We start from the raw sequence: 10,469 nt of genomic DNA, 5'->3' as shown, positions 1-10,469 counted from the left end.
CGCCGCGGGACTTGCCGACCTGCTGAAGGCTCGCCACGACGCCGTGGGTCGCGTAGCGGTCCTCGAGGCGCGGGGCGATGAGCAGTTCGGAGCCGGCCGAGGTGCGGGCCGCGTCGACGGCGGCCTGCGCCGCCTCATCCAGCTCGATCGGGACAACCATGCCGGGGAGCAGGACGATGTCATCAAGGAACAACACGGGGAGTCGCTTGCTGGTCACTCGGTACCTCCGAGAAGTTGAGTATGTCGCGCTCAACCTCGGAGCCGTTCCCGATCTTCCGGTGTTCACTGCAGGCGAAAATCACCCGCACTGGATTCATCCCATAATCCCATGTTTCACTGGTCCGGTGTCGACCACCACCACGCGCGCCCCGGCCCGGCTGGCCCGGGGCATCCTGCTCGCCGTCGCCCTGACCGCCCTCAACCTGCGCACGGCCGTGACCGGATTCAGCGTGCTGACCGGGGACGCCGCCGAGGACCTGCACTTCGGGCCGCTGGTCGCCGGGGCCATCGGCACCATCGTGACCGCCTGCTTCGCGGTGGCCGCGTTCGCCGCCCCGCCGCTGGCCCGCCGGCTCGGCCTGGAACGTACCGCCGCGCTCGCGGTGACCGCCACCACCGCCGGCATCCTGCTGCGCGCGGTCGCGTGGTCCCCGGCCGTCATGATCGTCGCCACCGTCATCGCCTTCGCCGGGGTCGGCGCGTCCAACGTCATCCTGATCCCGATCGTGAAGCAGCACTTCCCGGAGCGGCTGCACGCGGTCAGCACGATGTACATGGTGCTGCTCCAGGTCGGCCAGCTGGCCGCACCGCTGCTCGCGCTGCCGCTGGCCCACGCGTACGGCTGGCGTACGGCAGCAGGCGCCTGGGCCGCGGTGACCGCCGTGGCGGCGGTGCTGTGGTTCGTCGCGGTTCCCCGGTCACGTACCCGGACCGAGCCGGCCCCGGCCGCCCCGCCGGCGCGCGTCTCCTGGCGTACCCCATTGGTTCTGGGCCTGATCGGCCTGATGGCGATGACCACGCTGCACGTCTACACGCTGGTGACCTGGTTCCCGGCCATGCTGGAGGACGCCGGGCTGAGCACGACGGCGAGTGCGCTGCTGCTGTCCTGGTTCGCCGGGCTCGGCCTGATCGCCGCCTTCGTGGTGCCGCCGCTGACCAAGCGCATGCGCAACAGCTACCCGATCGTCGTGGTGTGCGTCGCGCTGATGGGTGTCGGCTACGGGGGCATGCTGGCGGCCCCGGCGGCCGGCGCCTTCGTCTGGGCGACCGCCTTCGGCCTGGGGGTGAGCACGTTCCCGCTCTGCCTGACCCTGATCGGCGCCCGCGCGGCCGACCCGCAGAGCGCCTCCCGGCTGTCCGGCCTGGTCCAGGGCGTCGGCTACGGCATCGGCTGCGTCGGCCCGCTGACCCTCGGCGCGATCAACCAGCTCAGCGACGGCTGGAACTCGACGTACGTGCTGCTGGCGGCCACCCTGCTGATCACCCTCGGCGCCGGCTGGGCCGCGTGCCGGCCGGTCCCCGCGCCCGCCGATTAGGCTGCACCCCGTGTCCCGCCCGAGTTTTGATCGCGCCGCCCTCAGCACCCGCGTGACCGACCTCTTCCGGTCCCAGGTCACCGACGGCACCTGGCCGCTGGGCAGCAAGATCCCGACCGAGTCCGAGCTGGTCGAATGGAGCGGCGCCGGCCGCAACACGGTCCGCGAGGCGATCGGCTCCCTGGTGCAGGCCGGCATCCTGCGGCGCGAGCAGGGCCGCGGGACCTTCGTGGTGTCGACGTCCGACCTGCGCTCATCGGTGTCCCGCCGGGTCGCGGCCACGTCCCGCCGCGACAGCCTGGAGCTGCGGCTGGCGCTGGACGCCGCGGCGGCCCGGATCGCCGCGGTCCGCCGCACCGACGCCGACACCGAGCGCCTGGTCACCCTCCTGCACGAGCGGCAGAACGCCTGGACCGGCGGCGACGCGCACGAGCGGGTCCGCGCCGACTCGGCCCTGCACCGCGCGGTGGTCGGCGCCACCCACAACGCGCTGATGCAGGAGGTCTACGAGGGACTGCTCGGCGTGTTCGAGGAGGTGCAGCTGCACGACGTGGCCGGCGAGACGGACGCCCTGGCCCAGCTGCACACCGACCTGGTCCAAGCAATCGTCGACGGCGACTCCGAACGCGCGGCAGCCACCATGTCGACGCTGCTCCAGCCGATGATCGAGGGCGCGGAGCCGGCCACCCCGTCCTGACGGGGTGGCCTTTCGTCTCATTGCCCAGCTGGGGCCGCCACACCGGCGCGCTTGCGCTTCGCCCAGGGGGTCATGCCACCCGGTTTGTACACCGACAGCGCGGTGGCGGTGGCCAGCAGCACGACGTAGACGACCATGCAGACGACCAGCCGCACGCCCGAGCCGCCAGGCTGGACGGCCGGGTCGGCGGTGCGCTCGATCAGCTCGGTGATCCAGCGTTCCTGGGCGAAGCCGGCCGCCAGCGGGATGCTCAGGGCGATGACGAATTTGCTCAGTACCCACCAGTGGCGGGTCAGCCCCCACTTCGTCAGCAGGGCCACCACCAGGCCGCTGAGCAGCGACAACAGCACGATCGGGATCACCACCCCGAGGTCGAAGATGTGCATGACCCGGTAGGCGTGGTGCCGCAGCGCCGGGTCGTCGGCGGACAGCCCGATCAGGCTCAACGCGGTCATCGACAGTGACAGGCCGAGCCACGCCACCGAGAAGCCGACGTGCAGAGCGAGGAAGAACCTGCGCGGGGCCGGCTTGAGGCGTGGCAGCACCGGCTTCATCGCCACCGCGACGGCGGCTGAGATGCTCATGCCGAGCAGCACGATGCTCGACGGGATGCTCAGGATGAACTGGATCGGCACCAAAGCGACGTGCAGCGCGATGACCTGCCGCCGGGTGGGCGGGCGGCCGAAACGCAGGCTCAATGCCAGGCTGGCCACTCCGCCCAGCGCCGAGACGACGACGGCCGCGTTGACCAGCAAGCCGTCACCGGCGGTCATCGGCAGCAGGATCACTGCCACCATCGCGTAGCCACCGTAGGCGGCCAGTAGCGCCCGCGCGAGGCGCGACCGGCGATCGGGTTGTGCTCCGGTCGGCATCGCTGGCTCCCTGACTCGTACGGGCGGTGGTCGGCACCACGCTAGGGAGCAGCCGGGCACCGCCGCGTCGGGGAAAAGTCGTCGCCGGGTCCGTCGAAGGATGGCGGCCACCGGCGCCGGCATACCTCCTTCGGACGACTCCCCGGACCGGCCGGCTGCCTAGACTCGGGCCCATGAGCACCGCGGCAGTGGCCTGGTCGGCGTGGCTCGGCCGGTCCCTGCCGCGGCGCGACCGAGCCGTCGACGTCCTGCTCGCCGCGGTCTGCGCGGTCAGCACCGCCGGGCCGGCGATGGACTCCACTGTGTTCGGCGGCTCGCCGTACCTGCCCTGGCATCCGCCGCCGCCGGTCACCATCGGACTCGGCGTGCTGATCGGCGCCGCAACCCTCTGCCGGCGCCACCGGCCGCTGCTGCCGGCGGCCACCGCCATGGTGGCGTGGGTGGTCGCTGCGGCCTATCCCGCCGTGATCGTCGGCCAGTACGGCCTGGGTGCCCACCAACGGTCCCGGCGTGTCGTCGCGGCCGTCACCGCCGGCGTGACCATCGCGGTCGCGGTGCCGTTCCGGCGGCAGGGACTCGACTCGATCATCCCGCTCAGCATCGCCGTGTGCCTGGCCCCCACCCTGCTCGGGCTGTGGGCGACGGCCCGGCGCGACCTGGTGACCAGCCTGCGTGAGCGGGCCGACCGAGCCGAGCGTGAACGACACCTGCTCGCCGAGCACGCCCGCGCCGAGGAACGCGCCCGGATCGCCCACGACATGCACGACGTGGTCGCCCACCGGGTCAGCCTGATGGTGCTGCACGCCACCGCGCTGGAGGTGGCCGCCGACGCCGAACGCCCGGTGCTCGCCCGCCGCATCCGCTCGATCGGCCGGGACGCCCTCGACGAGCTCCGCGACCTCGTGGGGGTGCTGCGCACCGGGGAACCCGTCGCACCGCTGGCGCCCCAGCCGACCCTGGCCGACGTACCCCGCCTGGCCGAACAATCCCGGGCAGCCGGCACTCCCGTCACCGTCGAGTGGGACGGGCAACCCCGCGCCCTACCGTCCATGGTCGAACAGGCCGGCTACCGGGTGGTCCAGGAAGCGCTCACCAACGTGCACAAACACGCCGGCGCTGCTGCCACCCGGATCCACATCCGGTACGACCCCGGCACGCTGCGCGTCACCATCCACAATGAACCCACCGTCCACGCCGCTGCGCCGGCCCTACCACCCGGTGGGCACGGGCTGGTCGGGCTGCGCGAACGTGTCCACCTCGTCGGCGGACACCTGACCGCCGGTCCTACCCGCGACGGCGGGTACGAACTCACCGCCACGATGCCCGTCGCCCCGCAAGAGATCCGATGATCCGGGTTCTCGTCGTCGACGACGAGTGGATGGTCCGGGCCATGCTGCGCACGATCCTGCAGGCTGCCGACGACATCAGCGTCGTCGCCGAGGCCCCCGACGGCACCGACGCCGTCGACCAGGCCCGCCGGCACCACCCGGACGTGGCCCTGGTCGACATCCGCATGCCCGGCACCGACGGGCTCAGCGCCACCACGGCACTCGGCCGGCTGCCGCACCCGCCGAAGGTCGTCGTCCTGACCACCTTCGACCTCGACGAGTACGTGCGCACCGCCCTGCGCAACGGCGCCGTCGGATTTCTGCTCAAGGATGCCACCGGCGAGGAGATGATCGCCGCGGTGCGGGCCGCCCATGCCGGCGACGCCATGCTCTCCCCCCGCATCACCCGGCGCCTGCTCGACACCTTCGCCCGCGACAGCGAACCCGGCACCACCGAGCCGGCCCAGGCCGAGGCTCAACAGCGGCTGCTTGCCCTCACTCTCAAGGAACGCGAAGTCCTGCAAGCTCTCGCCGACGGGCTGACCAACGCCGACATCGCCCGGCGGCTCCACCTCAGCGAAGCCACCGTCAAGACCCACATCAGCCGGATCCTCACCAAGCTCGAGCTCACCAACCGCGTCCAGGCCGCCATCCTCGCCCACCGCGCCGGCCTCAACCGCTGACCGGCCGCGCCGCTGCGGTGGCGCGTGTCGCCGCCGACCTGCCCGCGGTCAGCGGCCTTGCGCGTCCTCCACGGCGTGCCGGGGCACCGCGCCCGGCTCGGGTGTTCCTCGGCGGCCCTGCGCGACCATGCCCACCAGCTTGGACGCATTGGAGCGGCGGGCTCCCCCGCCCGGCGCTGTGACCGGTGCGGCCACCTGGACGGCCAGCTCGGACGGAAGCGTCACCGTCGCGATGACGCCGCGGTGCGGTGACGGCCGGAGCACCACACCGATCCCCCACTGAGCGGCCAGGAACCCGACGACGAAGAGGCCGAGCCGCGCGCTCTTGGCCGGGTCGAACTCCTGCGGCTCGGCCAGCCGGCGATTGGTCTCGTCCAGGACGGACCGGGACATCCCCAGGCCCTGGTCCTCGATCTCGATCGTGACGCCGTCCGGGACCCGTTGGGCCGACACCCGTACCGGCGTGTCCGGCGGCGAGAACGTCGTACCGTTCTCCAGCAGCTCGGCGAGCAGATGCCCGAGGTCGGTCACGGCCGGCTCCGGCACTTCCGCGTCCGTCAGCGGGCCGATCTCGATCCGTTCCGCGTGTTCCACCTCGCCCGCCGCCCGGGTGATGACCCGGGCCAGCGGCTCCGGGCCGAATCCGCGCCGGCTGCGCGCGGAGCCCGCGAGAATCACGAGGTGTTCGGCGTGCCGGCGCATCTGGACGGCCAGCTGCTCGGCCCGGGCCGTCGCGCGTTCTGCGGTGGCGTCCCCGGCCGGCGTCTGGGCGAGGGCCTGGAGCTGCCGGTCCACCAGCGTCTGGTTGCGGCGGGCGATGTTGACCAGGGCCTTGTTCATGTCGTAGCGCAGCGCGGCCTCGCCGGCCGCGGAGTCGATCGCGCTCTGCTGCACCTCGCTCAGTGCGGCTCCGACGTCGGCGATCTCGTCGTCGCCCAGGGACAGGCGCAGCGGGTCGCCGTCCGTGTCGATCTGCTCGCCCGCCCGCAGCCGCACGACCATGTCGGGCAGTCTGCGATGGGCCAGCTCGTTGGCCGCTGTGCGCAGGACCGACAGCCGCCGTACGACGGAACCGCCGATGCGGATCGACAGGAGCAGCGACGCCAGGATGGCGATCAGGCCCAGCATGCCGGAGATGCCGAACCGGAACATGATCCGGTCGCGTTCCGCGTCGGCGAACTCCGCGGCCTTGCCGTAGCCGGTGGCCAGGAAGTCGTAGAACTGACGGACAGCCGGGATGAAGGTCGCCTTCCACTCGGCCCGGGTGGTCGACACCGGTCCGCCGAAGCCCTCGTCCCGGAGGATGCGATCCTCGGCCGCCCGCAGCGCCACGAAGTTGGGGCCACTGAGCATGCTCTTGAAGGCGGCCTGGTCCGGCGCCGGCAGCGTGGAGCCGGCGACCGGGATCTGGAAGCGCAACGCCCCGACGATCTCGGTCAGCTGCCGACGTTCCCCGGCGTCGAACCGGCCCGCCGACGTCACGCCGGTCAGCAGGGCGTCCGCCTGATGGAACAGCTCGCCGGTGCGGCGCATGGCGACCGAGGTGCGCATGACCCGTTCCACCAGCGGATCGCTGGAGACGGCAGCCGCGGTGGAGACGCTGAAGGCGTAGCTGATGATGGCGTTGTAACCGGTCACGGCCACGGCCCGGGTGATGCTTCCGGCGTCCACCTGGGTGCGCAGCAGGGTCAGGGAGTCGCGGGCGGCGAGCATGTCGGCGATCCGGGCCCGGGTGATGTCGGCCGAGATGCCGCTGCCCCGGAAGTGCCGGGAAAGGTCGCGGAACTCGGCGACGGCCGCGTCGGTCGCCGCCCGTTGGACGCGCAGCGCGGCGATGTCTCCACCGGCCGCCGCCAGGATCTCGACGGACATGCTGCGCTCGGCCTGCAGCGCCGCCACCATCGTGTCGCACGGCTGGCTGACGTTGTCCTGGGTGTGGTTGGTGTTCCGCAGCGCCGCCGCGTCGGCGAACGACGCGTTGACATCCAGGATCCACAGCGCGGTCAACGCCGCGACGGGTACCAGCAGCACCAGGATGATCTTGGAACGGATGGACCTCGGTTTACGCCCCACGAGACCTCATTCATGGCAGTTCCTGCGTGCCCGCGGATCAGGTGGACGTCCCCGGGCCTCCATCTGGGATCGCTCCCATGTGAGTACTCGGTTGAACCGGTCCTGGTTCAGAATTGGCCGAAAGTGCCCGGAAAGACGACAGATGCTGCCCGTACGCCCAAGCGACGGCCGCAGGTGGTCCGGCTTTACCGATCCCGTACGTCGCGCTGATCGTTGTCGATCGATCGCCGCCTAACGTCCGGACGATGAATTCACTGTTCCGCAAGGGGCCGGCGCTCGCCGCGGTGACGCTGCTGCTGGGCATGACCGCCGCGGCCTGCACGGGTCCCGCAGCCGCGCCGGGCGCTGCCGCGGGTCCGACCAACGTCGTGTTCATCCTCACCGACGACCTCTCGGCAGATCTGGTGCAGTACATGCCGAACGTGCGGGCGTTGGCCCGGGACGGCACGACATTCTCGCAATACACCGTGACGGACTCGCTGTGCTGCCCGTCCCGGGCGTCGATTCTGACCGGCCGGTTCCCGCACAACACCGGCGTCTTCACCAACAGCGGCGACGACGGCGGATTCCACGTCTTCCAGCAGCAGGAGCGGGACACCTTCGCCACCACCCTGCGCGGGCACGGCTACCGGACCGCGATGATGGGCAAGTATCTCAACGGCTACCAGCCCGCCGAACACGGCGTGCGCCCCGGTTGGACAGAGTGGGACGTGGCCGGGGGCGGCTACAACGAATACGACTACAACCTCAACGAGAACGGCACGGTCAAGCACTACGGCAAGGCCCCCGGGGATTACCTGACGACTGTCATCGAGAACAAGGCGACTGCGTTCATCACCGCATCGGCGAAGGCCGGCGATCCGTTCCTGCTGGAGGTTTCCACCTTCACACCGCACGGGCCGTACACCCCGGCACCGCAGGACGAGCAAGCGTTTCCCGGGCTGAAGGCGCCGCGCGGGCCGTCCTTCGACAGGCTCCCCACGGATGCGCCCGCCTGGTTGGCCGGCCAGGAGCAGCTGACCGCCAAGCAGATCACCGCCATCGACACGGCGTACCGCAAGCGGGCGCAGTCGGTGCAGTCGATCGACCGGATGATCGGGCACCTGCGGCAGACGCTGGAGGAGAGCGGGGCAGCCGACCGCACGGTGGTGGTCTTCACCTCGGACAACGGCTTCCACCTGGGCGAGCACCGGCTGGCGGCGGGCAAGCAGACCGCCTTCGACCACGACGTGCACGTGCCACTTGTCATGGCCGGGCCCGGCGTTCGCGGCGGCGCCACGGTGGACGCGGCGGTGCAGAACACCGACCTGCGCCCGACGTTCGAGCAGCTCGGTGGCGTGACACCCGACCCGGCCGTGGACGGCCGCAGCCTGGTCGCCCTGCTGCGGGAAGGCCACGGAGCGGGCTGGCGGGAGACCGGTCTGATCGAGCACCACGGCCCCGGCGAGGCGGCCGACGACCCGGACAAGCAGACCCGGGCCAGCGGGACTCCGCCGACCTATTCCGCGCTGCGCGGGCCGGACTTCACCTACGTCGAGTACGAGGGCGGCGCGGTGGAGTTCTACGACCGGACCAGTGACCCGGACGAACTCGCCAACACCGCCGCGAAGCTGCCCGCGGACCGCGCCACCGGGCTGCACGCCGCCTTGGAGAAATTGCGGACATGTGAGGGCACTGCCTGCGGTTGACCGGGACCGGCCCGTCACGCCCCGTGGACCGGCGCGCCCGGATAGCACTGAACCGTTTCAGGCCGCTTCGTTGCTTCGCCAGCCGTGCTTGAGAGACGAATGCCCACCGGGGTGCCCGACGAACAGGGTGCAATCCAGGTCGTCGCGGCTCTCCGCGACCGGGTCCTGGCGCACCGGGCACCAGGTGTACGGGTTGATCTCGGACGCGCTCAGCGTCCACTGAACCCACCACATCGTCTCCTCGACCTGCTGGCCGAGAGCGGCATGGGAGCCCGGATGACCTCGTTCGAGCTCACAGCCGAGCTCGGACTGCACGCTCGGCGCCGGCACCGGGAGCTCACCGAAGAAGGCGAGCTGTGCCGCGTCAAGGGTGATACGGGCGGGGCAGGCAACCGGATCTTCGCTGTCCATAGACATGCATCCATTGTTGCCCCCCATTCGGCTTTCCCACACCTGACAACTGAACCGGTTTTGTAAGAATCAGGCTTTGATCACTTCGTAGAGGGCGGTCCAGCCGTCGGTGCCGTGACCGGCGGCGACAGCCCGGTCGTAGTGCGACCTGACGGCCGCCGGCAGCTCGCGGTCGATGCCGGCCTTCTCACTGGTACGCAGCACGTGCTCGGCCGTGGCCCCCATCATCAGAACGGTGCTGAGGTCACCCGGGTGGTGCCCGGCCGCGATCCGGGCCGCCAGCTCGGCGCCGCTGCCGACCATCGCCGGGACGTCGGTGAGCATCTTCATCGCGTCGAGCAGGAAATCGGCCGCCGGTACGCCGGCCGCGGTCACCATGGCGGTGGAGTGCAGCAGGCCGGACAACGTGGTGAGGAAGACGTTCAGCTGGGCCTGGTAGAACAGCTGGGCCAGCCCCGGGTCGGCGCCGAGGTGACGCGGATCGCCGATCAACCGCAGTGCCGGTTCGTGGGCGGCGAGGATCTCGCCGGGGCCGCTGTAGTAGACGTACGCGCCGGGCCTGCCGACCACCGGGGGTGGCACCATGACGCCGCCGGTGACGAAGTGCGCGCCGTGGCCGGCCGCCCAGGTCGCGGCCGCCCGGGACGCGTCGGGCGTGTCGGAGCTGAGGTTGACGAGGTCACGGCCGGTCAGGAAGTCCGGGTCGCGGCCCAGGATCTGGTACATCGCCTCGTAGTCGGTGAGGCTGAGGATGGTGAGCGGGCTCGCGGACACCGCCTCCGCCGGGGTGGCCGCCCGGGTGGCACCGGCTTCGACCAGGCCGTCGGCGCGTGCGGGCGTACGGTTCCACACGGTGACCGGGTGGCCGCCGCGCAGCAGGACGCCGGCCATGGCCCGGCCCATCGGGCCGAGGCCGATCACAGTGACAGGTTCGTGGCTCATCGGGTGGTCCTCAGCTCTTCGAAGATCCGGGCGGTGTCGAGATCGCCGTGACCGGCGGTGATCTGCCGGCGGACGAGGTCGTGCACGGGTTGCAGCAGCTCGGTGGAGACGCCCTGGCCGGTGCTCGCGCGCAGCAGGGCGGCCAGGGCTGCCTCGGTGAACCGCAGGCTCTGACCCTCGCCGGCGTAGTCCCCGGCGTCGACCGTCGCCGCGTAGCCGGCGAAGCTGCCGGTCATGGCG

Annotated in this window: 10 protein-coding genes and 1 pseudogene; 5 read left to right on the top strand and 6 right to left on the bottom strand. The window is 71.4% G+C overall.

Annotated features, from left to right (window positions below; genetic code table 11):
- The coding region (locus tag AB0C29_RS18115) for a hypothetical protein (protein ID WP_360821489.1) at positions 1–217 on the bottom strand (217 nt) is incomplete at its 3' end.
- Positions 218–344: 127 nt separating this feature from the next.
- On the opposite strand from AB0C29_RS18115, the gene AB0C29_RS18110 reads away from it, so the two are divergent.
- Both AB0C29_RS18110 and AB0C29_RS18105 read left to right on the top strand, forming a co-directional pair.
- A complete protein-coding gene (locus AB0C29_RS18110; protein ID WP_360821488.1) occupies positions 345–1,535 on the top strand; it encodes an MFS transporter in 1,191 nt (396 codons plus the stop codon).
- 10 nt (positions 1,536–1,545) lie between these two features.
- Positions 1,546–2,232: an FCD domain-containing protein gene (locus tag AB0C29_RS18105; protein ID WP_360821486.1), complete on the top strand. Its 687-nt coding sequence runs from the start codon at positions 1,546–1,548 to the stop codon at positions 2,230–2,232.
- Positions 2,233–2,249: 17 nt separating this feature from the next.
- On the opposite strand, the gene AB0C29_RS18100 is transcribed toward AB0C29_RS18105, so the two are convergent.
- Entirely contained in the window at positions 2,250–3,104 is an 855-nt protein-coding gene (locus AB0C29_RS18100) for a hypothetical protein (RefSeq protein WP_360821484.1), read from the bottom strand.
- A gap of 173 nt (positions 3,105–3,277) precedes the next feature.
- Here AB0C29_RS18100 and AB0C29_RS18095 point away from each other — a divergent pair, with 173 nt between their 5' ends.
- Together AB0C29_RS18095 and AB0C29_RS18090 are read left to right on the top strand one after the other, a co-directional pair.
- Positions 3,278–4,453, top strand: a complete 1,176-nt coding sequence (locus AB0C29_RS18095; protein WP_360821482.1) for a histidine kinase — start codon at positions 3,278–3,280, stop codon at positions 4,451–4,453.
- Positions 4,450–5,115 (top strand): response regulator transcription factor, encoded by a 666-nt coding sequence (locus AB0C29_RS18090; RefSeq protein ID WP_360821480.1) that lies wholly within the window; start codon positions 4,450–4,452, stop codon positions 5,113–5,115. The genes AB0C29_RS18095 and AB0C29_RS18090 overlap by 4 nt, the downstream gene beginning before the upstream one ends.
- A 48-nt stretch (positions 5,116–5,163) precedes the next feature.
- Here AB0C29_RS18090 and AB0C29_RS18085 read toward each other — a convergent pair whose 3' ends face one another.
- Positions 5,164–7,146 carry an ATP-binding protein gene (locus tag AB0C29_RS18085; protein WP_360821478.1) on the bottom strand — a complete coding sequence of 661 codons (1,983 nt, stop codon included), beginning with the start codon at positions 7,144–7,146 and terminating at the stop codon, positions 5,164–5,166.
- 287 nt (positions 7,147–7,433) lie between these two features.
- On the opposite strand from AB0C29_RS18085, the gene AB0C29_RS18080 reads away from it, so the two are divergent.
- Complete coding sequence (locus AB0C29_RS18080; RefSeq protein WP_360821476.1) at positions 7,434–8,876, top strand: sulfatase; 1,443 nt, start codon at positions 7,434–7,436, stop codon at positions 8,874–8,876.
- A gap of 57 nt (positions 8,877–8,933) precedes the next feature.
- Here AB0C29_RS18080 and AB0C29_RS18075 read toward each other — a convergent pair whose 3' ends face one another.
- The 3 genes and pseudogenes from AB0C29_RS18075 to AB0C29_RS18065 form a co-directional block, all read right to left on the bottom strand.
- Complete coding sequence (locus AB0C29_RS18075) at positions 8,934–9,293, bottom strand: hypothetical protein (protein WP_360821474.1); 360 nt, start codon at positions 9,291–9,293, stop codon at positions 8,934–8,936.
- A gap of 63 nt (positions 9,294–9,356) precedes the next feature.
- Positions 9,357–10,229 carry an NAD(P)-binding domain-containing protein gene (locus AB0C29_RS18070; protein ID WP_360821472.1) on the bottom strand — a complete coding sequence of 291 codons (873 nt, stop codon included), beginning with the start codon at positions 10,227–10,229 and terminating at the stop codon, positions 9,357–9,359.
- Positions 10,226–10,469 (bottom strand): annotated as a pseudogene (locus AB0C29_RS18065) (NAD(P)-dependent oxidoreductase); the annotation flags it as partial. The pseudogene AB0C29_RS18065 and the gene AB0C29_RS18070, both read right to left, overlap by 4 nt.

It is taken from the genome of Actinoplanes sp. NPDC048791 (genome assembly GCF_040650095.1).
In the GTDB taxonomy this organism is placed as follows: Bacteria; Actinomycetota; Actinomycetes; order Mycobacteriales; family Micromonosporaceae; genus Actinoplanes.
The sequence above is the reverse complement of the archived record's forward strand: the minus strand, read 5'-3'. Positions and strand labels throughout refer to the sequence as shown.

Coding starts and splice junctions, on each gene's coding strand:
- AB0C29_RS18095 (WP_360821482.1), top strand. CDS start 3,278: ATGAGCACCGCGGCAGTGGCCTGGTCGGCGTGGCTCGGCCGGTCCCTG.
- AB0C29_RS18090 (WP_360821480.1), top strand. CDS start 4,450: ATGATCCGGGTTCTCGTCGTCGACGACGAGTGGATGGTCCGGGCCATG.
- AB0C29_RS18080 (WP_360821476.1), top strand. CDS start 7,434: ATGAATTCACTGTTCCGCAAGGGGCCGGCGCTCGCCGCGGTGACGCTG.
- AB0C29_RS18075 (WP_360821474.1), bottom strand. CDS start 9,293: ATGTCTATGGACAGCGAAGATCCGGTTGCCTGCCCCGCCCGTATCACC.
- AB0C29_RS18070 (WP_360821472.1), bottom strand. CDS start 10,229: ATGAGCCACGAACCTGTCACTGTGATCGGCCTCGGCCCGATGGGCCGG.
- AB0C29_RS18100 (WP_360821484.1), bottom strand. CDS start 3,104: ATGCCGACCGGAGCACAACCCGATCGCCGGTCGCGCCTCGCGCGGGCG.